The organism is Acidisarcina polymorpha (assembly GCF_003330725.1).
Classification (GTDB): Bacteria; Acidobacteriota; Terriglobia; order Terriglobales; family Acidobacteriaceae; genus Acidisarcina; species Acidisarcina polymorpha.
In genome coordinates, this window is sequence record NZ_CP030840.1 from 4219442 (window position 1) to 4245429 (window position 25988).

Here is a 25988-nt window from a genome sequence, read left to right on the forward strand (position 1 = left end):
CAGCTAGGCAAGCAGATTCGGAACAGTTATCAAAACGGGGAACATCGTAGTGCCGAATCTACCATCCCAGACGCTTCTTCAATTCAAGGACGTGGGCGGTGTGGTGGCGGCTATGCCAGCTATAGTGCGCAACGACTTGATCCAGAGATTCCCGGCCCATCTCCGGATGCACATATCCGTGCTTCCAGCTCTCGGCATCGAGAGATCTCAGCAGGAAGACCCACCTCTGGTGGAGCGAATCGAGCAGCGCTAAGGAGACATGCACGGGAAGGCTTCGTGCGTCACTCAATTCAGCCCAGCGTGCCTCATCGTAGGGCTTGATCGTGGGCCAGCTTTCGGTAAGCGCCATGCGAAAACGCACGTATGCGTTGGTATGACTGTCCGCCACGTGGTGGACTAGCTGGCGGACAGTCCAACCGCCATCGCGGTACGGCGTCTCCAGTTGAGAATCGGACAGATTACCAACTGCGTCCTGCAACCTGGCAGGCAACGCTTCGAGTACGGCGATGGCTTCGGTCCGCTCTTCATCGGTTCGGTTGCTGCTCGCTTCGTACGCGCCGATTGGGTACCGAAGCTTGAAATCAGATGCGTCCAGCGCAGGAGTTCCACTCATGCGCTGGACAATACCACATTCTCTTTCTGGATATTTATGGTTTTTGGGGAGGCTCGCCAAAAACCAATCTTAGGCTTTCTCTAGGAGTGATGAGGCTCTAGGAGTGATGAGGCGCATGGTGATGATGACGGCGATGGCGACGATGATGGTGGGTCTGAGCAAAAACCGGTGCTGCGAAGATCAGGAGCAGGGAGAGAGCCAAAAACTTTTTCATAGCGCTAAGAATATCAATTGTCGAGGCCGCTCACCTGTGCAAGAGTTGGCGGCGCCATCCAAGCCGCCGCCCTCCTCCAGCATGACTGATGCCGGGGAAGCTAATGGGCTGAGCCTTCGTCGAAAATGACGAAGGCGGAGGGACCAACAAGAGCCGTGTGAGGTGGGAATTGCCGGCGTCGCTTTGCTCCAGCAAAGCAATCGCCCCCGGCCAGCGCAAGGAGTCTAACAGGCGCAAGGAAGAGATCAATACGCCCAAAGTTGTAGTCCTGAAGGGGCTACACTCGGCCTGAACACGATTTGGGCTGCCTACTTGGGACCCGCCGCCTGGGATCGCCTACAATCGAATTGTCGCCCCGTTCATCTAATTTTCAGAGGGATTTCATGTCCACAACCGTATCGACGCCTGCCAGTCATGCCGAATCCGCAAACAAACGCTACTTCTTTGACAAATTTGGCCTGACGGAACGCCTTCTGGAGCGTTGCCTCGGCGAAGCACTCTCCGCCGGAGGCGACTACGCCGATCTCTACTTCGAATCGATCGCGTCGACTTCGATCGGGGTGGACGAGTCGCTGGTGAAATCCGCGAGCCAAGGAGTAAGTGCAGGATGCGGCATCCGCGTGATCTCCGGTGAGCGCACCGGCTATGCCTACACTGACGACCTTTCTTCGGAACGGCTGCTACGCGCTGCCCGCACCGCATCATTGATCGCCAATGGTCCGACGAAGGAATTGGTCACAGGATTTAACGCGAATGAGAGCCAGAGACCAAGCCTGTATCCCATTCCGGCGGCGGACTCTGACGCATCGCTCGCCGCCAAGCTTTCGCTGGTGATGCGGGCCGACAAAGCCGCTCGCGCTTTCGATGCCCGGATTGTCCAGGTGCGAGCCAGCTACTCCGACGAGCTTCGCCGGATCCTAATTGCGGCCTCTGATGGCACCTTCGCCTCGGACACCCAGCCCTTGGCGCGATTGAATGTTTTTGTGATCGCGAAAGACGGCGCGCGGAACTCCAAGGGTACTTCCGGTGGTGGAGGCCGAGTTGAGCTCGACTTTTTTGAGGACACCAAATCGCCGGAGCACTTCGCCAACGAAGCAGCCAGGCAAGCCATCCTCCAGCTCAACGCAGTAGCTGCTCCTGCTGGCGAAATGGAGGTCGTCCTGGGGCCCGGCTGGCCTGGCGTCTTGCTTCATGAAGCAGTTGGCCACGGCCTCGAAGCCGACTTCAACCGCAAGAAAACCTCCGCATTTGCCGGCTTAATCGGCCAGAGTGTCGCCAGTTCGAAGGTCACGGTAGTCGACAACGGGACCATGCCCTCCCGTCGCGGCTCATTGAATGTCGACGACGAGGGCGCAGCCACCCAGGAGACAGTGCTGATCGAAAATGGTGTCCTTAAAGGCTACCTTAGCGATAAGCTCTCCGCGCGATTGATGGGCATCGCCTCGACTGGCAGCGGACGCCGAGAGAGCTATCAGCACATCCCCATGCCGCGCATGACCAACACCTACATGCTCAATGGCGAAGACGTTCCCGAAGATATTATCCGCAGCGTGAAGCGCGGGCTCTATGCGGTTAACTTCGGTGGCGGTCAGGTAGACATTACCAGCGGAAAATTTGTCTTCTCCGCGTCCGAAGCTTATCTGATCGAAGACGGCAAAATTACTGCTCCGGTGCGCGACGCAACGCTGATTGGTAACGGGCCGGAGGCGTTGAAATATGTCTCGATGGTCGGCAACGACCTGGCACTGGACGAAGGAATCGGCACCTGCGGCAAGGATGGTCAGAGTGTTCCGGTCGGGGTAGGCATGCCCACCATCAAGCTCGATCGGATGACCGTCGGAGGCACAGGAAACTAAGCCTTCGAACAGGTTCGTCTTCTGCCCTTGTTTATCTCCTTAGGTGGAAGCGTAGGCATGGGTATATTCGCCTTCTTCTTTCGGCGACTTCCAACGGCAAGCCGGTTCCGGTCCCTTCTAGCGCCCTTGGCGCCTGATCACCGCTCGATGACCTCCGCTTCATCTTGCCGTCTTATACTGAGAACGGCCCGACATCCCTCCATGGAGTCAGCAGCAATGATCACTCCTTTTCGAGTGTCCGTCTTGGTGCTGTCTGCGAGCTTCGCTTCTCCAGGGCACGCTCAGACGCTCCAGCCTCGGCCGCAAACTCCACCAGTCTCCGCTTCACAGAGCGATAAAGCCTCCCAGATCAAAGTCCAGGCGCCCGTGCTCTCGGCAGGCACGAGCCTCCAGGTTGAACTGCCTCGCTCCCTGCCTATGAAGAAGGGAGAACCGGTCGCAGCCACACTCCTCTACCCGCTCTATGTCGACGGAAGAATGGTGTTGCCCAAGGGCACGCCCGTTCACGGGGAAGTGACCTACCTGAATCCGGACCGGTCGATGCGCAACCACGCGCGTCTGCACGGGGATTTCACCCCATTTCATCAGCCGGAGGTGCGTTTTGACGACCTGGTTCTTTCCAATGGATCCAAGCTAACCATCGACGCCCCTGTAATCAGTAACGGTGCTCCCGTACTTGAGCTGTCAACTCCCGGAGTGCAGCCGCACCGATCGATCTTCGCTCGCGGATGGAGCGAGGCCAAGACACGTGCGAGGCAGCCGATCGACTTTTTTATTCAGCCGGGATTCGGTGACCGCGCAAAGCAGGTACTCTACCACCAACTGCCGTATCACCCAGAACAGATCCCCGCTCATACCGCGTGGACCTTCGAGCTGGCCCATCCGTTGACGCTCCCGGATGAGAACCTGGCGGCCTCAAATCAGCCGAACCCAGCCTGGCCGGCGGCAAGCAGTGCTGCCTCCGAAGTATGGTCCGTTCACGCGCTGCTCAAAGATCCAATCAGTTCAGCGACTTCGAAGGTCGGCGAGCCAGTGAAGGCGCTCGTCGTAGAACCGGTAGTCGATCGCAATCGGCAGATCGTTGTGCCTCAAGGTTCTATGTTGATCGGCAGAGTGAGCGTTGCGAAACCTGCGCAATCTTTAGGACGCAACGGCAAGCTTCGTTTCACCTTCCAGCAGATTCAATTCCCTCAAGGAGCGAATCGTTCCGTCGAAAGCTCGCTTGCCGGCGCGACCACCGACCAGCGTCAGGACCTTTCGATTGACGCCGAAGGGACCATCACCCCAAAGAGCAAAGCAAGTGTCGTGGTGCCGCTGGCGTTGACGTTCCTCGCAGGCCGGGCGCTTGATGACGACGGCAACCAGACTTTTCAGGCTGGTGTCGCCTCGAACGGATTCGGCATCATTGGCAGAATCGTAGGAACAGCAGCAGGCTCCCGCGAGCTTGCTGCTGGCATTGGGTATTATGCGGCCGCGCTGTCCATTTATGAAAACTGGCTGACTCCCGGGCGAGATGTCACCTTCCCGCTCGATACTCGAATTGAGATCCAGACCTCTCCCCTCCGAGCGCCCGTGCTGAAGAGCGCAAATACTTCGAACTAAACTTCAGCAACCGAGTCAGCGGTGGTTCAGCGGAATCGCGACCTCAAGTCGTGAGCAGACGGTTGCACAAGGATCCCGCACGCTGTTGTGTATCGGAATAGTTTTACTAGCGGAATTGCTTGATGTACGATCGACGTTGCTTGCGCGCAAAATGCCTTCCATCGAAGAGCTTCTTGGTCGGGCCGCGAGCCTATTCTGTGCCCCTGCGAGGAGCCTAGTCCTGATGAGAGAAGTCAGTTGGTGTTTGCATCAGGTTTTCAGACTGTTCACTGCGGTTTGCCTCACCGCCTTGATCGCCTCTTCCGCTGCCATGGCCGACGACCAGCCATGGAAAGCCAGCTGGATCACGCATCCGACCGCTCCATTGCGCGAGCCGCTCGTGCTCCACTTTCGTCGCGCTCTACAACTTGATAGAAAGCCTTCGCAATATGTTGTGCATGTCAGCGCGGACAATCGTTTCATCCTTTACGTGAATGGGCATCGAGTTGGGGATGGTCCCGCACGCGGGGATCTCGCCCATTGGCGCTATGAAACGTTCGATCTTGCACCCTATTTGAATGCTGGAATGAATTCTGTAACCGCCACGATATGGAACTTTGGGATCTACGCGCCGGTCGCTCAAATTACCGATCGCGCTGCCTTCCTCGTACACGGGGGCGGCCCTCTCGAAGCGGCGATTGATACCCCCAACGAATGGATGGTCGAGGTCGAACCCGGGCAGATCGCCGTTCCGCGAAGGCCGGAGGGTTTCGATGCTTATATGGCAAATGGACCGGGGGAAGAACTCGATGCAGAAAAGTACGACTGGCATTGGAATGATCCCAAGGTCACTGGCGGCGCATGGGTCGCTGCCGTCTCGCCTATGCGGGAAAACATCTACTCCTCCGCAGCGCGTGCAGGGCTATCCGGCGAAACCTTCGATAACTACTGGCAACTTATCCCCGATGCTCTTCCACATATGGCCTATGAGCCGACCGAGGCAGGGAAGGTGGTACGTTCGGACGATGCCGGGGCCAATAAATTCCCTGCACATGCCGTCAGCATCGCGGCCCACCGTCATGTCCATCTACTTCTCGATAGAAAGACGCTGACTACCGGCTACCCGGAACTTACAGTGTCTGGCGGGAAGGGAGCTAGCATTCAGCTTACTTACTCCGAAGCCCTCTATGACGAGAAGCAGCAGAAGGGAGACCGAGATGAAGTCGCGAACCGCAAGGCGGAAGGATTTCACGATCGCTTTCTTCCCGATGGAGGAGACCATCGAACCTTTGAACCGCTATGGTGGAGGACTTGGAGATATCTCGACCTTGACATCCAGACTGGCGATACAGCATTGACACTGGATGCTCTCAAGGCCGAATTTACCGCGTATCCATTCGAAGAGCGGGCCTCCTTTGAAGGAAAGAATGCGGAGGGGAAAGATCCCGACCTGGCGCCTATATGGGAGATCAGCTGGAGGACGGCCCGGCTCGACGCGCACGAAACCTACATGGATACTCCTTACTATGAGCAGCTTCAATACATAGGAGATACTCGCATCCAGGCACTTATCTCGTATGCTGTAGCCGGCGACGATCGTCTTGCCAGGCAGGCGCTGGCGGCCTTCGATAACTCGCGAATACCAGCGGGTATAACTCAGAGCCGCTATCCTACTTCGCAGCCGCAGATGATCCCGACCTTCTCGCTTCTATGGATCGGCATGTTACATGACTACTGGATGTATCGTCCTGATCCCGCTCCAGTGAAAGAACATTTGCCGGGTACGCGCACAGTACTCGATTGGTTCTCAGGCTATGAGCAGCCAGACGGACTATTGAAGGAACTTCCCTGGTGGAGCTTCGTCGATTGGGTCGTCGGTGGCAAGCTGCCCAATTACAGCGCCAATGGTGAATCCTGCACCACCACCCTCGAATACCTCGGAGCGCTGCGGGATGCCGCCGACCTCGAACGCGCAATAGGCGACCCAGACAGGGCAGAGCGTGATGCTAGCCGCGCCCAGCATGTGCGCACCGGCCTCTATGAAAAATGCTGGGACACTCATCGCAAGCTACTAGCGGACAATCCGGATCGAAAGAACTTTAGTCAGCAGACTAATGTCCTTGGCGTGCTCTTCGATGTCATTCCCCGAGAGGAGCAGCAGAGTGTTTTAAGGCAGATGATGAACATTGAGCCCGGCACTTCGCCGGCCGGCGTGCTCGGCTCTTCTTACTACTTTCGCTTCTATCTTGCCCGGGCGCTCGATCACGCTGGCATGGCAGATGACTATCTGGCGAGTCTGAAGCCATGGCGGGACTTGCTGCCGCTGCATTTCAGCACCTGGCCGGAGACGCCGGGCGATAGCCGATCGGATTCCCATGCATGGAGTGCGCATCCAGCGTATGACATGCTCACGCTCGTAGCAGGAATCCAACCGTCTTCTCCTGGTTTTGCATCGGTGAGGATTTCGCCAACCTTCGGGGAACTCACCACGATCTCGGCGAAGTTCCCCCATCCGCAAGGGATGATCAGCGTTCATTATGAGCGCAACGGGCAGGCGTTAACCGGGACCGTCACTCTGCCGCCAAATCTGAATGGATCCTTCGTCTGGCACGGCAGAGAACAGGCCCTGCATGCGGGTGCGAACCAGATCAAGGCCGATTAAGAGATATGCAACTTGCGCTCAGGGGTTTTGCCTGGAGACCCCTGCAGATCGGTCAGAACAGGGTGCCCTCCCAAGACACTCAGTCATCCTGCAGGGAACGTGTATTCGCAGCAAAAAAGCCGCTTCGTCGTATCATAGAAGTTGTATGGCTTTTCCCATCAAAGTATGCGCAATCTGCTCCGAAGAGTTTGAACTGAAGCCGGATAAGCCCGGATTTGCCAACCGCTGTCCCGAGTGCAGTGCCGCCGACGAGACAGGCAGCGCTGCCACGAAACAGCGCATGGATGCCGACGAACGAAAGGCTACGGCAGAAGCGAATGAGGCCAGAAGACAGGCAATTCGCGAGCTCCTTTACCGCAAAGACAGCTAGAAGCTCATGGACTCTTTGAGAAGGCGGTTCCGCGACCGGCTCTGGGCTGTCGGCGAATAAACGCTGTCTGCAAGCGTGACTTTCAGTTCTCGCTTGGTGAAGTCATTTTGGTATGCATCGGCTGAAGCTGATCCGAACCCCATTCTGCCGTCTAGTTCGTTGAACTCTATCGGGGTCGACGCCTGGCTCGAGCCCGTTGATACGCAGCAAAGGCTTGTCATTCCCAGAAAAAAAACTAAGGTACCGTGTCTCCAGGAAATGGAACACAACGAAAAGTGGTAGAAGCCCCATCCACTCACCAGCGGAGTAGCCAATGCTTAGCGTTATCAACATGTCAGCATCTGAACTAACCAGCAGCATGACCCCTCAACTGAGGGAGTTAATGAACATTCACACTCGGATGCAGCAATCGGTAGCAGAGCCTGAAAAGCTATCCGCGCTCATAAAGGATGCAGACGAATCCTTGAGAGCGGCACTAGAGATGATGTTACAGCATCGAAAGCAGCAAGAACCCGCAAGCGTAGAGAAGATTAGCTGCCCCCAGAAAATTGATTTAGAGGCAAGTCGTCTGGCTAGAGTTAAGAAAATCTGTCTTCGATTGCCTCGTGTGCAGGTGAAAATTACTGGAAAGCACGCCGCCTTTCTCGTTGACGGAAAAACATTTGCCTACTATCTCTCTGATTATCAGGGCGACGGAATCATCGGCGTGTGTTGCAGGACACGCTCTGGAGAGGCACCAGAGTTCAGGGGAAAGGTTGCTTCGCAATGGTTCACTCCTGCGAACCCTTCTCTGAAAGGCTGGACTGGTCTGCGCCTGGATCGTATGGCGTTGGATTGGGGCGAGGTCTCCGATCTCATTCGTGGTAGCTACTTCCGGTCGGCCCTCCTGGCGGTCTGATCTGCTTACATCTCGCAGTGGTCGGACTTGACCTAACAGTCACGACCACTGCGGAGCTTGCTCTGCTTTGGTTCGTGACCAGTCTTCCAATGCTCGCGAAGATTCGATTTCCCACGTCTTCTGACTATCTGCCGATCAGTTGAGCGGAGTTGGCTCGGGCAAAGGGAACACACAAGACAATACACACATTCTGTGGCATTGAACCGTGAACTCGTAAGGTCGTATCGCTAACTTGATGCTTTGATTCAATGATGATCATGTCACTCAGGTTTCTAGTTACCTAAGTGTTAATCCAGAAACAATAGCATTTACTAAGAAAAGTATTTGGCGGAATGTTGCTCAGGCCTAGGCGCCTAAATCAGGAGATATGCTAATGATGAGCATCACACCCCATCCGCAAGGCCCAAGAAGATTACCAATTACGAAGACGGTTGTTCGTATTGCTGGCGCAGTTCTTCTTGTTGCTTCCTCTAATATGCTGACCGCCCAGGTCGCACCGTCGTTGGGCGAAGCGCAAAGATTCGCGGTCCTGGCCGGTTCGACCGTAACAAACACCGGCGCCAGTGTGCTGGATGGAGATCTAGGTGTTTCCCCGGGCAAGGCGGTGACGGGCTTTCCTCCGGGAACTCTGGCGCGAGGTGCGATCCATGCTGCCGATGCAATGGCTGCTCAGGCCCAGACCGATACAACCACGGCCTATAACAACCTGGCAGCCGAAGCTTGCACTACTTCGTACGGCATCCCCACCGAACTCGGAGGGAAAACCCTCACTCCGGGTGTTTATTGCCTGGCAACATCAGGTACGGTGACCGGTACACTTACTCTCGATGCAGGCGGAAACCCCAATGCGGTCTGGGTTTTTAAAGTAGGAAGCACCGTGACAACGGCCGCCAGCTCCTCGGTCAATCTGATCAACAGTGCTCAGCAGCACAACGTCTTCTGGCAGGTGGGTAGTTCGGTGACATTAGGAACTGGATCAAAGTTCCAAGGCGAGGTATTAGCGCTCACCAGCATATCCTTTAACTCTGGAGCGAGCCTGTTAGGCCGGGCCTTGGCTCGGAATGGCGCAGTCACCTTGAATGACAACGCGGTGTCTTTCTGCGTCTGCATAGAACCCTACGATGCTATCGCCTCAAAGGTAGTGAAGACGATCACGGTAGCTCCCACGGTCAACAGCGTGAAGGGATCCGTATTTGGCGCAACGCTATCTCCGGACGCCAAGAGCATCTGGGTGGCGGGATACAACGGCACCACCAATCCTGGCTTTGTCTCTTTGGTAGATATCGAGAGCCAAGCTGTCACCAGCAAGATAGGCGTTGGAGCCGGTCCGGCCGATATTGCTTTCAGCGCGCCTGGTGGACGTGCATTTGTGACCAACCGTTACGGAGCGAGCGTATCGATGGTTCAGGTTTCGCCTCTGGTACTCAAACAGACGCTCGATCTGAGTCACGTACCGCTGCAGCTTCCCTTCGGCATCGTCGATGCTAATTCGCACATACTCATTACGACCATGGGGAACGATGGCCTGGTAGCGGATGTTGCCTCGAGCTCGCCCCTCACCATCCACGGAAGCATCGCCATACCTGGTCAGAGCGGGCGCCCAGCGACTCTTCCCGCGAATGGCACATACTATCCTGGCAAGGTAGCTATCCCTGTCTTTGTCTCCACTTCCAATCAAGGCACAGGTTATCCATCGCTAGTCATCGTGGACCCCACACAGGACAGCATTGTTGCCCGTGTCTCCTTAACATCGAGCGGCGCAGCGCCAGAGGCTGTAGTAGTCAGTCCCGACGGCAAGTACGCCTACGTGTCCTTGTTCGATTCCACCGGAGCCGCCGGAGGAGTATGGGTCGTCTCTCTTGAAAACCTGAGCACCAAGACCGTCATCATCACTTGCGACGCCGCTAACTACGGTGAAGCAATGTCTGCGGATGGCAAATATTTATTGGTAGCCGGTTTCCTTGAAAATCAGGTGGCTCTAATCGACACCGAGACGGACTCCGTAGACACAATCATCAAGGGTGGTCACAACCCGAATGCCATCGCGTTGACTAAAGACAACAGCGAGGCGTTCTTCACCAATCAGGGCGATGGCACCGTAACAGTTGTCTCGTTCGTACCTAGTCTGTAAGCCGTCGGACTGAATACCTAAAGAGCCCGCGAACTTGTTCGCGGGCTCTTTTATGCGCGGCACAGCCACATTCTATGGGGCGTATCCGCCGACCTCCAGGACGAAGACAGGTCGACCGCAAGGAGGGATGAACCGTTCTGTTCGATTTTGGACAGAAATCGTCGTTAGCGAACATCGCTTCCTTAAATCCCATTCGTGATTCAAAGGGTATCTGCCGTAAATGGGGCAAGTTAAGGCAGCACGCATTTTGGCCTTCAGCATGCAACCTGGATTTGAGTCGGATATGGGAGCACAGAGCTGATGGAGACCTTCGGGCAAGACATTCGTTACGCATTGCGCCAGTTGAACCGGACTCGCGGCTTTGCGGTAGTGGCAATCCTCACTCTGGCACTTGGAATCGGCGCCAACACTGCCATCTTCAGCATCATCGATTCGGTGCTGCTTGAGCCGCTTCCGTACCCGCAACAGGACCGCATCGTGCAGCTCAAGGCCGACGCTGCTTCCAGCAACTACCCAAAGGGGTGGATTCGCGAATATCAACGCCGTTCCCGAGCCCTTTCCAGCGTCTCCGCTTACACCTCGAATGCCGAGTACAACGTTACTGCGGCTGGCTCTGCGGCACGCGCCTTCGGGAGTGCGGTGAGTACGAATCTGTTTGAGACGCTGGAGGTCCGGCCAGCTTTGGGCCGTTTCTTCTCTTCCTCCGAGGCGTCTTTTGGGCAGGATGACGTGATCGTGTTATCGAACGGCTTCTGGCGGCAGCAGTTTGGAGCCGACCCCAACGTGATAGGCCATACGATCCTTCTGGACGGCGTTGATCGCCAGATCATTGGCGTCGCTCCGCCTCAGGTTTACTTCCCCAACTCTGAAACCCAGTTTTGGATCCCAATCGCATTTAAAGTCAATGACATCGACGATGCGTGGGCCGAGTTCAACTACCAGGCAATCGGCCGCCTGCGCGACGGGACGACGGCCAACCAGGCCCAGGCTGAGTTGCGCTCGCTGCATCGCTCAATGTTGACTCTCTTTCCCTGGATCATGCCCGATGACTGGGCGGCCAACATGACGGTGACGCCGCTACTTAATTCTGTCGTGGGCGACATTCGTCCTCGCCTCTTGCTTCTGTCTGGCGCCGTCGGTCTCGTCCTGCTGATCGCCTGCGCCAATGTCGCCAATCTGATGCTCGCCCGCGCCGCGACTCGACAGCGGGAGATGGCTCTCCGTTCCGCTCTTGGCGCGGATGCGGGGAGGCTTATCCGCCAGATGCTCACCGAAAGCGCCGTCCTTGCTGCGTTCTCGGGCGGTCTCGGCGTGATGTTTGCGGCCTTTGGTGTGAGCGCCCTTAAGATGGTCCTGCCCGCGGATACTCCTCGCCTGGCGAATCTAGCTCTGCACGGCGACGTTCTTCTCTTTGCCATCGCGGTCTCCTGCTGCACCGGCATCCTTTCGGGCATGGCTCCCGCATTGCAGGCGCAGCAAACCGATCTGCAGGGCGGACTTCGGACCAACGCGAGCAGCGTCCTCGGAACCGCGCAGCGCTTCCGCCTCTCCCGCTTGCTGGTGGTAGGGCAGATCGCACTTGCGGTCGTTGTGCTGACGGCGGCGGGAGTGATGCTTCGCAGTCTTTACCGGCTCGCTAATACCGACCCCGGCTTTCGCACCGAGCAAACGCTCACCGCACAGATTTCCCTGGATCGCGCCGCTTGCGCGAAGAAGAACGCCTGTTCCTCCTTCTTCCAGAGCTTGCTCGAGCGTACTCAGCTGCTTCCAGGCGTGGAATCGGCCGCACTGGTGGACCGCCTCCCGCTTACCGGCTTCGATTCGTGGTTTGTCTTTGACGCGGAAGGTCATCCCCGGAATCCTCGCCAGCTTGCCATGCAGGGGTCGGGCCGCATCGTTTCCAGCAGCTACTTCGAGCTCATGGGCATTCATCTATTGCATGGCCGCCTGCTTGACTCTGGCGATGCTTCCGGCTCCAGCCGCGCGGTCGTCATCAACGACGCAGCCGCCCGCCAGTTATGGCCAAACCAGGAGGCGCTCGGGAAGTATCTTGAACATGTTGCCGATGAGCCCTCCCCTACCGTTATCGACAAAAACAGTGCTCTCACCGTAGTCGGCGTGGTTGGCGGCACCCATCACGCAAGCCTCGACGAGGATGCCGGCTGGGAGATTTACCAGCCTCTCACCCCGCGCAATCAGAAGCCGGTGATGAATATCCTGCTGCGTTCGCGCCTCGGGTCCGCCGACCTTGCCGCCAATCTCCGCAACCTGGTCGCTCAAATGAATCCCACCGTACCTGTCACCAAAGTTCGCACTCTGCAAAGTGTAGTTACCTCTTCAACTGCCAACTCCCGTTCTCTGACGATGCTTCTGGTCGCATTCGGTTCGCTCGCACTGCTGGTAGGCAGCATCGGGGTTTACAGCCTCATCTCCTATACCGTCAGTTGGAGGACCCGCGAGATCGGCCTGCGGCTCGCAATCGGCGCCAATCGCCTGCAAATAGTCCGGCTTGTGCTGGGCCAAAGCGTGGGCCTGGCCCTGGCGGGATCTGCCCTCGGAGTTGCTGCGGCAAGCGCCACCACTCGCCTGATCAGCCGCTTCCTCTTTGAAACCAGTCCGCTCGACCCTCTCACCTATTTGCTTGTTCCTCTTTTGTTCTGTCTCGTCTCTCTGGTTGCCGCTTGGTTGCCAGCGCTCCGTGCCGCTGGCGTCGATCCCATGGTGGCGTTGCGCACTGAATAGCGAGGCTGGGCGGGACTCTTCGGAGACACAAATGTGCGGCCGGCATAATCCATCGCGCAATAGAATGCCCGAGTTGAATGTCCAACTCGGGCGTCATTTGCTCCAGAGAGTGATGTTGTCCATCAAGCCAGCAAGTTTTCCTTGGCTACCTCAATCAGCTCTTTGAGGGTGTTCGGACTAGCAAGGTCGAGCACTTCATCTCCTCGTCCGCTCAGAACCGCTCTCATCATGTAGAGACTGAAACCTTTCGCCTGGGCGCTCGTAATCGTTGGCGGTATGGATAGCTCTTGACGGTTCACGAGTACTTCTACTAGTGCCGGTCCGTCATGAGCCAATGCCTGTTGCAGCATGGGGCGAACCTGGTCGGCAGTTTCGGCACGAAGACCGAGCAGCCCCGCTGCTCGCCCGATGTCGGAGAAATCGGGATTTACCAGGTCGGTCCCGAACGCCAGAATTCCGGCCGCTTTCATCTCCAATTCCACAAAGCCTAAAGCGTTGTTCTGAAAGAGCACGATCTTGACCGGCAGGTTCATCTGCCGAAGCGTCAGGATTTCGCCCATGAGCATCGCCAGGCCGCCATCGCCGGACATCGAAATGACCTGCCTTCCCGGGAAGGCGCTCTGAGCGCCGAGTGCCTGACTTAGCGCGTTCGCCATGGAGCCATGATTGAAGGAGCCGAGCAAGCGGCGTTTGCCGTTCATCTGCAGATACCGCGCTGCCCATAAGACTGGAGTTCCTACATCGCAGGTGAAGATGGCGTCCTCGGCTGCGACCTCGTTCAATACCTTGGCAAGGTATTGCGGATGGATAGGCCTTTCGCCGGCTTCGCCCTTCGCCAGGTCGTCCAGGGTCTGGCGCATGTGCCGGTAATGTTGGATTGATTTATCGAGATGCGTACTCTCGCCTTTATCGTTCAACCTCGGTGAAACGGCGGCCAGGGTCGCCCGGACATCGCCCACCAGGCCTAGATCCAACTTGACCCGGCGTCCCAATTGTTCGCCTCGTATGTCGATCTGGATCACAGTCGCTTTCTGGGGCAGGAATGCTCTGTACGGAAAGTCGGTTCCCAGCATGAGCAAAACGTCAGCGTCCATGATCGCGTAAGCCCCGGACTCAAACCCCAGCAACCCGGTCAATCCCACATCAAATGGATTGTCATATTCGATGAACTCTTTGCCTCGTAACGAGTGCACGATGGGGGCCTTCAGCTTGGCGGCAACCTCCAGCAGTTCCGAGTGCGCGCCGGCACAGCCCGCACCGCCAAGAATGGTCACTTTTCGCCCTTGATTCAGCAGAGCCGCCAATTGCTCTATCTCTGCGGCAGATGGGAGGGTCACGGGATTGGGCCAGGATATTCGCGGGGGCGTCACCGAGGCTTCATGTCCGGCGAGATCGCCCGGAAGCACAACCACGGCGACTCCACGCATCGAAATCGCAGTCTGCATCGCTCTTTGCAGAACGAGCGGCATTTGCTCGGCGGTTGAGATTACCTCGACGTAATGGCTGCACTCCCGGTATAAAACCTCGGGATGGGTCTCTTGAAAGTAGTTGCTCCCTATTTCCGTCGACGGAATCTGTGCGGCAATCGCAAGCACCGGAACCCTGCTCCGATGGGCGTCATACAGGCCATTGATTAAGTGCAGATTACCGGGACCGCAGCTGCCGGCGCACACCGCCAGTTGACCGGTTAGATGAGCTTCAGCGCCGGCGGCAAAGGCACCCGCTTCTTCATTGCGAACGTGGCTCCATTCGATGTTCTTATTCCTTCGTATCACATCGGTGACGGCATTGAGGGAATCGCCCGGCACCCCATAGATCCGCTTCACCCCCGCCTGCGCTAGCGTTTCGATTAACAACTCGCCTAAAGTCATCCTGCTCATGGCCTTCCTTTCCGGTTTCCCGTAAACATTTCGTTGAGCTTGCCTAAGCTGCGGCTCTAGCAGCGCTGATCGAAGGCGGTGAAGACGATAAGTACCAACGACCTTTTGGATGCAAGCCATATTCGTTCGGGCGCATGCAGAATCGAGCAACGGCGCCTGCTTTCGCGAATCTAAGGCCTGGAGAGCGACAGATGGACACGAGGAATGGTCGATGGTAGTTCAAATCAAGTCGCCGTGTGAAGAAACAGCAATCTACCCGGCATCCCATCCCCCGCAGACTTGCAACGGCCCCTGGGTGCTGACCGCCACAATCCTGGCGTCAAGCATGGCATTCATCGATGGGACGGTCGTCAATGTAGCCCTTCCCGCCTTGCAGACAGCGCTTCATGCCTCAGTCACCGACATTCAGTGGGTGGTGGAGTCCTATGCACTCCTGCTCGCTTCGCTCTTGCTGCTCGGGGGCTCCCTCGGAGATTTATATGGCCGCCGAAAGGTCTTTGTTCTCGGCGTGGTCCTCTTCGCGATTGCGTCCGCCTGGTGCGGCCTCGCGCCATCCATCCATACGCTGGCTGTGGCGCGCGGGCTTCAGGGCATCGGAGCAGCATTCCTGGTCCCAGGCAGCCTGGCGTTGATCAGCACCTCGTTTGCAGAAAAGGAACGAGGCCGGGCCATCGGCACGTGGTCCGGCTTTACGGCGATTACCGCTGCCATTGGACCGGTGCTTGGCGGATGGCTCGTTCAGAATTTCTCCTGGCGTTGGGTCTTCTTCATTAATCTTCCGCTGGCCATCATTGTGGTGTTCCTGAGCTTGTGGAAGCTCCCGGAGAGCCGCAACCCGACCGCCAGTCGGAAGCTGGATTGGCAAGGCGCCATTCTCGCGACCGTTGGTCTGGGGGCCGTCACCTATGCCCTCATCGAAGCCTCATCAGGAAAGACTAGCGTCTGGATATGCGGCGGCGTGGGGCTGGTTGCGTCGAGCGCGTTTCTGATGGTTGAGGCACATTCGCCGGCGCCGATGATCTCCCTGGGTCTCTTCCGCTCGCGAAACTTCTCGGGCGCGAATCTGCTCACCCTCCTGCTTTACGGAGCACTCAGCGGGCTTTTGTTCTTCTTTCCTCTGGACCTCATCCAGGTTCAGGGCTACTCCGCGACCAAAGCCGGGGCTGCTCTGCTGCCGCTCATCCTGGTCATCTTCGTTCTCTCCCGCTGGTCTGGCGGTCTCGTCTCCCGGTATGGAGCCAGATTGCCTCTGACCGTCGGCCCCTTGATCGCAGCAGCCGGCTTCGCACTCTTCATCCCGCCAGGCATCGGTGGATCCTACTGGACGACATTCTTCCCGGCCGTCGTGGTTTTAGGTGCCGGCATGGCGATTAGCGTGGCTCCGCTCACGACCGCCGTGATGGAGTCAATCCCGGCCAGCGAAGCAGGAGTTGCGTCAGGTGTAAACAACGCTGTTTCGAGAATTGCCGGCCTGCTCTCGGTCGCGCTTTTTGGTCTTGTTCTCTCGGCGGGATTCAACCGCGCGCTGGATCGAACCCTGCGCAGCCCGGACATCTCAGCCGCTACCCGTCAGGAGATCGATCGTCAGCGGCCTCAACTCGCCGGCGCTCACACCACAGACCCTCGCATCCGGTTGGCGATTGGCCGCGCTTTCGTAGCCGGCTATCGGGAAGTCATTGGAATCTCGGTAGGGTTGGCGTTGCTGAGCGCTGTCAGTGCACAGATGATCGGGAAAAAGAAGTAGCCCTGTTGTATGGCACGCTCAGCTTGATGGAGCTGCGGGAGTGTAGCTCTTGAAGCCCGCATTGGCCATGCCCCGCTGCGCTTCGGGATTCTTCATGAATGTATCCCAAACGAACCCAGTGCGCGCATTTTCCGCCATGAGCATCATGATGCCTGCATCGATCCCTACGATATCGGTGTCGTACCACTTCTTTAGTGGATTAAAGGCGTCGACAAAGCCATAGCGGCCCCAGGCCTGCGGGTAGCGGCTCTTGATATTCTTGAGGACCCGCATCGTAGCCTCCGGCAGAAAGGGAAGTGAGCCTCCCGGAGCTGCGGGAACGACCGTTCCATCGATCGGCCCCATGGCGGGCGGACCGCCCCAGATCACGTAGCCTTTATCCGAATCGGAAGCCGTTATGCCCCACAGGTCGTCGCTGTAGTCGGGAAAATACTTGTTCAACTCCACGCAGAAGCGGCGATGGACCTCGGTGGCGACACTTGAGTTCTGAAAGTAGTCGGCATACTTGTCGCGCTTATGGCGGAAGTCGAACCACGCCTGGGAATACTGGTGCACAAACAACGGAGCAAACGAGCCAATATACTTCAGACCGTCATATTCGAACGTGGTGCGCTTCCACGCCGACCATGCCTCTGGCCGTAAAGGATGGGTAAACGAGCCCATGCCGAGCAGGTAGATCATCATCAATTCGCTGTAGTAATCCCACTTGTATGGCAGAAAGCCAAATTCTGGTGTCCACCCATGTGGCAGCAGCGCTGTGTCTTCCGAGAGCCAGGTCCAATCCACGCGATCGAAAATGGCGTGTGCGAGTTGAACGATATCGCGGTCCCGCGTAAAGTGCTGGCGGCAGGTAAGGATTCCGCAAAGCAACATGGCGGTGTCGACCGAAGACACTTCGGAGTCCCAGATCCTTTCACCGGTGTTGATGTTGGCGAAGTGGTAGAAAAATCCTCGGTGTGTCGGGAGCTTCTTCCACAGGAAATCCAATGTAGCAATGACCCGCAAGCGCGCATCTGCATAGGGAACGAAGCCACGTTTCTCGGCAATACAGATCGCCGAGAGGCCAAAGCCGGTTGACGCGATGCTGGCAACCACGCTGGTGTCGACGATGGTCGTATTGCAGCGGTCTTTGATCAGTCCGGTCTGCGGATTTGCCTGCTCCCAGAAGTACATAAAAATCTTATGTTCAAGGTCGTCCAGAAACTGATCATCCTCAGGCGAGAAGGTGGTAGTGAGAGGCGTCTTGGCATTCTTGTCCGCGGGTTGTGCTTGCGCCCAGGCAGTTGAGGCGCTCCAGCTTGTCAGGGGCAAGCCGATGGAGATGCCGGCCATTTGGCGCAGCAGCGTGCGCCGGGAATTGCGATGTATCTTCGTGACAGTCATTTTGCGAATTGGAGGCTGGTCGCCCCCTTTTTCCAACTCCTCTGCGTACTCATTCCTGCAATTTCCGGCCGTACATTTACTGGAGGCACGAATCCCCTATCCTTGTGAATAATAGATGCAGATGGTGGCGTGCTTAGAGCAACCCCAGGGCAGCGTCTCCGCCTGGTCATGCGTCCAACTGTCTGCCGGAGTCGAATGACGAGAAAGCAAGTACTGTTAACGATCATCGCAGTTGCCGCAGCCATTGTCATTGTGCTGGCGATGCGCGCCCACCGGCTCCGCTCGATCTCTGTCAATCGTCCGGTCACGATCGAGGGTGCAGTGATCCAGCGCGATGGAGATCCCAAGAAGGAACTCCCCATTACCGATGTTGAGGTCACCGCGTCAGATGGAGTCAAAACTGCTACCACCCGCTCTGAGGCGTCCGGATACTACAAGCTTGTCCTGGAAAAACAATTGCTTTCTCAGAGGCCTTTTGAGGTTACCTTCCAACATCCCGGGTACGAACCGCTGCATATGAACGTTCAGACCGGCAGACTGGAGACCCAGAAAGAACTCTACATTGCGGAGATGGTCCCTCTGCCTCGAAAGACCGTCTCCGGTTCAAACCGGGCAGAGACCGTGGTCTCCAATATCCGGGTAAGATACACCATCAATTCGCGGACCGAGACAAACGTAGGGAGCGCGGTCAAAACCTTTCAGGTCGTCAATCAAGGAAATGTACCTTGCAATCATCAATCGCCCTGTTCTCCGGACGGGAACTGGAAAGCCTCGATAGGTTCTGCGTCGCTCGATGCCGGAGCAGACAATTCCTTCGGCAATGTACGCGCCTCCTGTATTGCAGGACCGTGCCCTTTTACGCAGATCGACTCCGCCGGCTTTGTGCATGGCGGCCGCACCATCACCGCTTCTGCTCTGAATTGGTCGGACACCGCCACTTTCCTCATGGAGGCTGAAGTCTTCCACACCGCAATCAGTTCGGACGTCCGCGAGTTATACCCGGTCATCTTTGGACGCGCGCTGAACTTCACTCTGCCTCCGACTCAAGAAGGAGTGAGCCTTGAAGCCGAAATCGACGGATCTCTTATGGTGTTCCCGCTCGGCCCGAACCTGAATCTGAGTTGGGCCGACTGCACCGTCCGCACGGGTGCAGAAAAAGAAAAGACGACCGTTTATCGCTGTGAACTCAAGACCGGGTATCGCTTCTAGAGCGTGATAATAAAGCCCAACCTGAGATGGCGCTGGATAAACCAGGCGAATCATCCCTTCATCGGCGGCCTTGCTGTCGCCGCAGTTCGGCCTCGAAGGCCTGCTCTCGCTCCTTAATCGCTGCCCGATATCCTTCAGAATCGATCCAGACGCTCTGACCTGCGCCGGCTTTAGCTCGTTCCAGCTTTTCCAACATATCGAAATAACCTCCATGTGCGCCCAGAAATATATCGCAGGGCAGGCTCTTCAGAGTCAGAAACGTCTTGCGGTAATCCGCAGCCATCCCCGGGTAAGAAGCCGCAGTTGCCGGGCGCCTTTTCGTAGCAGGAGTATCTACCAGCCGGTAGCCCGGATTCACATTCCAACTGCCTACGATGACGACATCGCGTTGCTGGCCCTGGTCCGTTACCCGCATCGTCCAGGTTGTGCACCCGGGCGTATGCCCAGCGGTCTTATGCGCCACCAGGACTACGCCTCCCAGCCGTACAGCATCGCCATCGTGGAGCACCCGGTCCACTTTCGTTGACGGATAGCGGTCCTTCGGGTAAGCGAGGTCTTGTGCGCCCCCGCTCTCAACGGTCGCCACGTCTCCGTCCATCACCATATATTCGGCGCCGCTCCCATGCTGCCCTCGTGTCAGCCGCTTGACCTCTGCACTCCCCGCCGCATGGTCGAAGTGGGCGTGGCTGATCAGCAGGATCTTGATGTCGGTGAAGCGAAAGCCGAGCTGCTCCACGCTCCGCTCGATGAGCGGCACGGAACTCTCCAGGCTTGAATTGACCAGAATATCGCCATCTGGAGTCACCACAAGGTACGAGGCCAGGTCGCGGCTGCCGACGTAATAGAGGTGATCCGCAATGCGAAAGGGCGTCAGGGGCGTCGTCCATTCGGGATTGAGCGCCAGTCCGAAACGTCCCGTCATCATCAACGCAATCACAAGCAGACCAGCTCGAACCCAATGTATCGTCATGCTCTATCCTTATCTCCGCAATGATTACAGACCTCGCTGTGCAGCCAATTTAGATGGAAGGTCAGCCGATGGCGGAGCGAGGAACATCCTGTGTGCCGTTTGACCGCTGCTTCGTCATAAACTCCGATGATCGGGCGAAGCCGGAAAAGACAAGCTATGATCTCAGACACACATCTGGACGGCCTGTGCGGTCAGCCTGCAGGAGGCACGCGAGCCCACCAGAATCCAATTGCGAACCTACCTTCTTGAAAAGGAAACGATCCATGCTCAACCGCTTCACTTCGTTCCATAGGGTTCACCCGATTGCCGGAGCTTCCCTCGCCATCGCTCTGTTTGCGGCTGGCTGCAAGTCGTCTACTCCCGCGGAGTCGCCCGCGTCCTCACCAGCCGCCCAGCCTGCCGCAGCCACCCAGATCGGCGGCTCCGACGTCGTCAAGTTGCAGCGCAAGGCTACCGGCGACGGCAGCAAGCCCGAATTCCTGACGGCCACGATCCTGCCCGGCCGCGGCATGAACCTCTATCAGATCACCGCCAATATCCCGGGGAAAGGAGAGATCCCACTCTTCTTCGATCTGCCCGACCAGTTCAACAGTTCCAACGACGATGCCAACGGAGACGCGAGCTTTCTCGGCGGCGGCGCATTCCTGGCTCCTTATCCGAATCGCATTCGCGGCAAGATTTCCCCGGATGGGAAAACGTTGACAACCGAATGGCATGGAAAAACCCTGACCCTGCCCGCCAACTGGAAAGGCAAGAAAGACGGCGCTGAGCCGCATGCCATCCATGGGTTGATTCTCAAGAGCCAGGCGGAGTCTCTGAATACCGAAACGACCGCCGATGGCCAGACGGAGAGCGGCGTCATCCACGCTGGGGACTTTGGAGGCCGCTGGCTTTCGAAGACAGATTTGACCTTCACCATCGCCCTCACCGGCGGCGCCATCGATACCACCATCACCGCCAAGAATGTCGGGGATGAGCCCGAGCCAATGTCGATCGGCTGGCATCCCTACTTTGCTATCCCTAGCGGGGATCGAACGCAGGCGCGCCTCCATGTTCCGGCGGAGAAGCTAGCGCTGGTGAACAACTACGATGATGTCTTCCCCACCGGAAAGCTGGTCCCGGTCAAGAGCTATGAGGGAGGGAAGTACGACTACAACGCCCCCAATGGGAAACCGCTTGACGGCGACTTCCTGGATGACAACTTTTCTACCCTGAAGCGCACCGCCGGCAACGTGGATGTTCAACTCACGGACCCCGCAGCGGCCTATGGGATTCACATCCTCGGGGTCTCGCCTGAGATCAAGACCGTCCAGGTCTATGCTCCCCCCGCCAAGCAATTCACCGCAATCGAGGAACAATTTAACTTTGGGGATCCATTCGGCAAGGAATGGCACGGGATGGACACCGGCATGGTGACACTTAAGCCGGGGGACTCAGTGACGTGGCACACTAGGCTGGTGCTGTTTACCCCAGCAAAGTAGCAGGCTAACTTCAAATGACAGGCTGCCTGCTTCATCGCTCGAAGAGACGGGCGGCCTGATTCGTTGGATCATTGCCACTGGACGCCCGGATATAAGCTCGGCATACGATAGGCCCGATAGCTATTTGAACCAGTGATATGCATTTGCCACACGATGGTCGGACTCGAGGTCGGCGTCACCTCCTGGATGTAGGAATCCGAACCCACGCCCGCGAAGTCGGATTCGATGTTCCCGTTTGGCTGCGGGGCCGTGTCTCCGGCAAAGCCCGAATACAGATTTGGCGGAAAATAGTGGAAGACAAAGGAGGCAGTCTTGGCTTCCTCGTCGACCTGCATCACCATGGCAGTTGAGTAAAGGCAAGCGGGCGAATCCGTGTTCCCACAGGTGACGCCCTGGGGAAACAGGCGATCGTTACCATTATCCATAATGGCAAGTTGAAAGCTGCCGGTGCTGTTGGGGCTGGTAAAGATCGCGTTGTGCTGCGCGTAAAACCAGTCGGTGGGATCGGTCGCTCCCTGCAGGGCAAAATCTCCGCCTTCGCCTAGCCTCCAAACAATGTCGCCGGTTCCGGCGCCGTCACGGTAATCTACTTTGACGATCCAGTTCTGATGCCGAATGGAAACGATAAAATTGCCATCGTCTGGTGAGTAAGTCACCGAGTTCGTGTGCGTCCAATCAGGGAAGCTCATCGGGTGACGATTTACATCGAGGTGGTCAAACTCATTCCAGTACCAAACCGGTTGCCAGTTCGAATCCAGATCGATGACGACATCGCCTACCACATTAGTCACCCCGGGGTACCCGGGCAGGTTTGTAAAGGGCTTGATGGTGTTGGCAATCACTAACAAGTGGCCGTTGGGCAACTGGACGATGTCATGCGAAAACAACTGGAGCGTGACGTTAAAGCCCGCAGCAGCCATTCTAGTGTTCAGGTCGTCCATGGTGAGCTGCTGGATGGTCGTCCCTGAAAGATCGAATTCGCGGATCACATTGAGAGTGCCCGCCGGAGTCGGCCCGCCCACAGATGACTGTGACGCGGGAGCGATCATGCAGATGAAGTTCCCATTAGGAAGCAACCTTATCGGGTAAAGAATGGAGGCGGGTTGCCGGTCAGGAAATGGGTATTCCCAAATGGTATTTCCTTGGAGATCCGTCGCAAAGGCAAGTGACTGGGTCTCTCCTCCGATCATATCGACCAGCTCTATACCGGGTTGCGGTGTCATTCCAGAGGTAGGCGTCACCGTAGAACTGGGAATCAGACCTGAGGGCAGACTTCCGGTTGTGAACGTGTGATCGTAGTCGTTCTCGGTGGTGCCATCGGCAAACTGCGCAACCGCCCTCATGTGGTACGTAGTGTTGGCAATCATCCCTGCGACTAGGATGACGACCGAGTTTCCGTTCTCCGTGGTCTGCTGAGAAGAGGTGCTCAATCCATAACTCGTATCCGTTCCGAACTGGACTGACACCTGAGCGGCGCGATTCGGCGTGAACTCGTAGGAAGCGACCAAAGGGTTGCCCGTCGCACTGACATTCCCAGGTTGTACGCTGGTCGATTCCATCGTCATCGAACCACGTGACGACGAGCAACCTACCAGCATCGCGAAAGGCAGGGCTCCGGCCAGGACGTAGATAGCGCTGCAAGCACACAAGAGTGTGTAAGTGGGTCTCCTCAGGGAGATTGCCTCCAGGTGTAGTTAGTAGCGAAGACTTTTCTTGCTGGTACAGAGGGAGCAGACTTTTCTTGCTGGTACAGGGGCCGGATCTTTTTCTTTCTGGTAGAGCGCAAGTCTAGAGTACCTGTGAATTGTTCAAGATTCCAGAAAAGATTGTCGAGGTCGCTATCTGCTGAGCCCGTCAGTTGTGCGCGCCGAGCTTCCGGCTGAAGAAGTCGGCTGTAGGCGCATGGATTATCCAATTGCTATGCAGGCGAAAATCGTGGATCTCGTCGCTAAAGCCCGTGTTGTTTAAAGGACACTCCCTGGCCGTGTGCGCAGTCGCCAACTAGACCGTGTGGCCCAATGGGACTGCGATCATCACCCTGGATCAGCAACACCGGAGAGCGCCATGTCTCGACCAACGATCATGCGACGATTCCCGGGCGACGAGTTTCGTATGGAGTGAGCGGGAAGGATAACTGGAGCTTCCTTGCGTAACACGCGAGACCCTCCAATGCAGGGCGGCAGTTGTTAGAATCTGCTGAACTTGCACTGCAGGGACAATCCCAATGCCAGCTTCCCGAACTATCACTGTCCACCTGATCGGCCTGCTGTCTACCTGTGCTCTCGCGCAGCTACCGCAAACCCCTAGCCGTCCCACGCCGGTGATTTCCACGCAGCAAGCCGGTGTCAAGACAGCGGCAACACCGGCGCTGGCGGTTCATCCGCTTGAGGCCGCCGATCTCCAGGCCTTCTTCGATGGAATCGTGCCGCTGCAGTTGGAGCGTTCGGACATCGCTGGAGCCTCGGTGCTGGTCATGCAGGATGGAAAGGTGCTGCTGCGGAAGGGGTACGGCTACGCCGACGAAAAGAACAGGAAGGCAGTCGACCCCGAGACCACGATCTTCCGCCTGGCTTCGATCTCCAAGCTCTTCACCTGGATTTCGGTGATGCAATTGCAGGAGCAAGGGAAGCTTGATATTGATACCGACATCAACCGGTATTTGGATTTCAAGATTAAGCCTGCATTCGGAAAACCGATTACGCTGCGTAACCTGATGACGCACACGGGCGGCTTCGAAGAAGAGAGCCGGGATATCATCATCACGGACCCGAAACAGACAATTGCTCTGCGCGACTTCCTGATCCAGAACGAGCCGGCCAGGCTTTACGCTCCGGGAACCATCCCCGCCTACTCGAACTATGGCGTCGGTCTAGCTGGCTACATCGTGCAGCGGATCAGCGGCGAGCCTTTTGAAGAATACGTTCAGGACCACATCTTTATCCCGCTTGGGATGATCCATTCGACTTTCTACCAACCAGCTCCGAAATCACTGGCGGCATTACCCTCGGAGGGGTATCGCGGCAACACCGAGAAGCCTCCGCTGGGCTTTGAAATCTTTAATGCCCCCCCCGGCTGGAGGCGTCTCCTCTACCGCGAGCGACATGGGCCGTTTCGGCCAGGCGCTGCTGAACGGCGGAGAGCTCGGAGGGAAGCGCATCCTGAAGCCGGAAACATTGGCCGCGATGAGAACACCACAGTTTCGCGCCAGCGACCAGATGCCTCCTATCTGCATGGGCTTCTATGAGACCTGGCGCAGCGGAGTCAGGTGGATCGGCCATGAGGGCGATCTAATTGCCTTCCACAGCCTCTTCTTTCTCGATCCGTCCCGGAACATCATCCTGTTTCTCGCTTACAACTCTGCAGGCGCGGGAGACAAACCCCGTCCAGAGATCATCGACATGTTCTCTGATCGCTACTTTCCCATCGCCGGCGGTCAAAAGTTTTTGAGTCTGTCTCGCAAAGATCTCGATGCGATCCAGGGAACCTATCAGTCGACGCGGCGGGCGGACAGCACCCGGCTCAAGCTCGAGGCGCTTTTCTCGCAGCGAAGCGCCACCGTCGACAAGGATGGCGTGCTGCACGTCGAAGACACGAAGGACCTGCGGGGCCACACCATTCGCTGGAAGCCAATCGGCAAAGATCTATGGCAGGAAATCGATGGCCAACGCCGCCTTTTTGCCATCCGCGACAACCATGGAAGAGTCATTCGCCTCGCAGGCGATTTCGCCGGTGCGCAGGCGCAGCGAGTCTCCTGGTATGAAAATGGCGGATTCGTGTTGTTCGCTGTCGGGGCCAGCTTCGTTGTCTTGCTGGCCGTCGTGATCGCCGCGGTCAGCCGTTGGGTCCGCCGATTGTTTTTCCGTAACCGCCCGCGCCCAGCCCCGCAGCCGGGAACCCAATGGTTGCCATTCTCCGCCCAAGCAGCTGCCTGGGTGTGGTCGGTGCTGCTCATCTCCATCGCAACTTTTGTGGCCGTCAACGCGGACGACCTGATGCCTCCCACCCACGCCTGGGACAAATACTTCATCCTGATGAATATCGTCACCCTCGGGGCAATTCTGCTGGGCTTGTTCGTCCTGGTGGCCAGTGTGCAAGTATGGAGCCATCCCAGCTTGCGCTCTATTACCAAACTCAAATTTTCGCTGGTTGCGCTCTCCTGTCTGGTACTCAGCTGGTTTTCCATTCATTGGCATCTCATTGGGCCCCTCCGGATCTGACCTCCAAGGACCGCAGAAAGGCGGCCACATTTCCACT

The 25988-nt window shown here is 57.1% G+C and carries 15 protein-coding genes and 1 pseudogene; 11 read left to right on the forward strand and 5 right to left on the reverse strand.

Going from position 1 to position 25988, the window contains the following annotated elements; genetic code table 11:
* Window positions 1-58 precede the first annotated feature (58 nt).
* The gene (locus tag ACPOL_RS17920; RefSeq protein WP_114208270.1) at window positions 59-613 is read right to left on the reverse strand and encodes a YfiT family bacillithiol transferase; all 555 of its coding nucleotides are present in this window, start codon (window positions 611-613) and stop codon (window positions 59-61) included.
* Window positions 614-1210: 597 nt separating this feature from the next.
* On the opposite strand from ACPOL_RS17920, the gene tldD reads away from it, so the two are divergent.
* The 7 genes from tldD to ACPOL_RS17965 all read left to right on the forward strand — a co-directional run bounded on the left by tldD (window position 1211) and on the right by ACPOL_RS17965 (window position 13067).
* Window positions 1211-2683, forward strand: a complete 1473-nt coding sequence (tldD, locus tag ACPOL_RS17930) for a metalloprotease TldD (RefSeq protein WP_114208272.1) — start codon at window positions 1211-1213, stop codon at window positions 2681-2683.
* A gap of 216 nt (window positions 2684-2899) precedes the next feature.
* Complete coding sequence (locus tag ACPOL_RS17935; RefSeq protein WP_114208273.1) at window positions 2900-4285, forward strand: hypothetical protein; 1386 nt, start codon at window positions 2900-2902, stop codon at window positions 4283-4285.
* A 223-nt stretch (window positions 4286-4508) separates the two neighbouring features.
* On the forward strand, window positions 4509-6926 hold the full coding sequence (locus ACPOL_RS17940) for an alpha-L-rhamnosidase-related protein (protein ID WP_161557426.1): 2418 nt from the start codon (window positions 4509-4511) through the stop codon (window positions 6924-6926).
* Between the two features lie 145 nt (window positions 6927-7071).
* Complete coding sequence (locus tag ACPOL_RS17945) at window positions 7072-7296, forward strand: hypothetical protein (protein ID WP_114208275.1); 225 nt, start codon at window positions 7072-7074, stop codon at window positions 7294-7296.
* 313 nt (window positions 7297-7609) lie between these two features.
* Window positions 7610-8194, forward strand: a complete 585-nt coding sequence (locus ACPOL_RS17955; RefSeq protein WP_114208277.1) for an MmcQ/YjbR family DNA-binding protein — start codon at window positions 7610-7612, stop codon at window positions 8192-8194.
* A gap of 373 nt (window positions 8195-8567) precedes the next feature.
* Window positions 8568-10325, forward strand: a complete 1758-nt coding sequence (locus ACPOL_RS17960; protein ID WP_201758877.1) for an ice-binding family protein — start codon at window positions 8568-8570, stop codon at window positions 10323-10325.
* Between the two features lie 300 nt (window positions 10326-10625).
* Complete coding sequence (locus tag ACPOL_RS17965; RefSeq protein ID WP_114208278.1) at window positions 10626-13067, forward strand: ABC transporter permease; 2442 nt, start codon at window positions 10626-10628, stop codon at window positions 13065-13067.
* A 122-nt stretch (window positions 13068-13189) separates the two neighbouring features.
* Here ACPOL_RS17965 and poxB read toward each other — a convergent pair whose 3' ends face one another.
* Entirely contained in the window at window positions 13190-14947 is a 1758-nt protein-coding gene (gene poxB / locus ACPOL_RS17970; protein ID WP_114208279.1) for a ubiquinone-dependent pyruvate dehydrogenase, read from the reverse strand.
* Between the two features lie 211 nt (window positions 14948-15158).
* Here poxB and ACPOL_RS17975 point away from each other — a divergent pair, with 211 nt between their 5' ends.
* Window positions 15159-16691, forward strand: a complete 1533-nt coding sequence (locus ACPOL_RS17975) for an MFS transporter (RefSeq protein WP_114210895.1) — start codon at window positions 15159-15161, stop codon at window positions 16689-16691.
* Window positions 16692-16709: 18 nt separating this feature from the next.
* On the opposite strand, the gene ACPOL_RS17980 is transcribed toward ACPOL_RS17975, so the two are convergent.
* A complete protein-coding gene (locus ACPOL_RS17980; RefSeq protein WP_114208280.1) occupies window positions 16710-18074 on the reverse strand; it encodes a glucoamylase family protein in 1365 nt (454 codons plus the stop codon).
* Window positions 18075-18269: 195 nt separating this feature from the next.
* Here ACPOL_RS17980 and ACPOL_RS17985 point away from each other — a divergent pair, with 195 nt between their 5' ends.
* Complete coding sequence (locus ACPOL_RS17985; protein ID WP_114208281.1) at window positions 18270-19283, forward strand: carboxypeptidase regulatory-like domain-containing protein; 1014 nt, start codon at window positions 18270-18272, stop codon at window positions 19281-19283.
* Window positions 19284-19341: 58 nt separating this feature from the next.
* Here ACPOL_RS17985 and bla read toward each other — a convergent pair whose 3' ends face one another.
* The gene (bla, locus tag ACPOL_RS17990; RefSeq protein WP_236656857.1) at window positions 19342-20253 is read right to left on the reverse strand and encodes a subclass B3 metallo-beta-lactamase; all 912 of its coding nucleotides are present in this window, start codon (window positions 20251-20253) and stop codon (window positions 19342-19344) included.
* 263 nt (window positions 20254-20516) lie between these two features.
* Here bla and ACPOL_RS17995 point away from each other — a divergent pair, with 263 nt between their 5' ends.
* Window positions 20517-21734 carry an aldose 1-epimerase gene (locus tag ACPOL_RS17995; RefSeq protein ID WP_114208282.1) on the forward strand — a complete coding sequence of 406 codons (1218 nt, stop codon included), beginning with the start codon at window positions 20517-20519 and terminating at the stop codon, window positions 21732-21734.
* 68 nt (window positions 21735-21802) lie between these two features.
* Here ACPOL_RS17995 and ACPOL_RS18000 read toward each other — a convergent pair whose 3' ends face one another.
* Complete coding sequence (locus tag ACPOL_RS18000; protein ID WP_236656858.1) at window positions 21803-23383, reverse strand: aryl-sulfate sulfotransferase; 1581 nt, start codon at window positions 23381-23383, stop codon at window positions 21803-21805.
* Between the two features lie 824 nt (window positions 23384-24207).
* Between ACPOL_RS18000 and ACPOL_RS34905 the strand changes: the two are divergent.
* A pseudogene (locus ACPOL_RS34905) lies at window positions 24208-25951 on the forward strand (serine hydrolase domain-containing protein).
* The last annotated feature ends 37 nt before the right edge of the window (window positions 25952-25988 follow it).

Bases quoted from the DNA above. Each gene is read 5' to 3' on its own strand.
- ACPOL_RS17995 (WP_114208282.1), top strand. From the start codon at position 20,517: ATGCTCAACCGCTTCACTTCGTTCCATAGGGTTCACCCGATTGCCGGA.
- ACPOL_RS17965 (WP_114208278.1), top strand. From the start codon at position 10,626: ATGGAGACCTTCGGGCAAGACATTCGTTACGCATTGCGCCAGTTGAAC.
- ACPOL_RS17960 (WP_201758877.1), top strand. From the start codon at position 8,568: ATGATGAGCATCACACCCCATCCGCAAGGCCCAAGAAGATTACCAATT.
- ACPOL_RS17975 (WP_114210895.1), top strand. From the start codon at position 15,159: ATGGTAGTTCAAATCAAGTCGCCGTGTGAAGAAACAGCAATCTACCCG.
- ACPOL_RS17940 (WP_161557426.1), top strand. From the start codon at position 4,509: ATGAGAGAAGTCAGTTGGTGTTTGCATCAGGTTTTCAGACTGTTCACT.
- ACPOL_RS17935 (WP_114208273.1), top strand. From the start codon at position 2,900: ATGATCACTCCTTTTCGAGTGTCCGTCTTGGTGCTGTCTGCGAGCTTC.
- ACPOL_RS17920 (WP_114208270.1), bottom strand. From the start codon at position 613: ATGAGTGGAACTCCTGCGCTGGACGCATCTGATTTCAAGCTTCGGTAC.
- ACPOL_RS17980 (WP_114208280.1), bottom strand. From the start codon at position 18,074: ATGACTGTCACGAAGATACATCGCAATTCCCGGCGCACGCTGCTGCGC.
- ACPOL_RS17985 (WP_114208281.1), top strand. From the start codon at position 18,270: ATGACGAGAAAGCAAGTACTGTTAACGATCATCGCAGTTGCCGCAGCC.
- tldD (WP_114208272.1), top strand. From the start codon at position 1,211: ATGTCCACAACCGTATCGACGCCTGCCAGTCATGCCGAATCCGCAAAC.
- bla (WP_236656857.1), bottom strand. From the start codon at position 20,253: ATGACGATACATTGGGTTCGAGCTGGTCTGCTTGTGATTGCGTTGATG.
- ACPOL_RS17945 (WP_114208275.1), top strand. From the start codon at position 7,072: ATGGCTTTTCCCATCAAAGTATGCGCAATCTGCTCCGAAGAGTTTGAA.
- poxB (WP_114208279.1), bottom strand. From the start codon at position 14,947: ATGAGCAGGATGACTTTAGGCGAGTTGTTAATCGAAACGCTAGCGCAG.
- ACPOL_RS17955 (WP_114208277.1), top strand. From the start codon at position 7,610: ATGCTTAGCGTTATCAACATGTCAGCATCTGAACTAACCAGCAGCATG.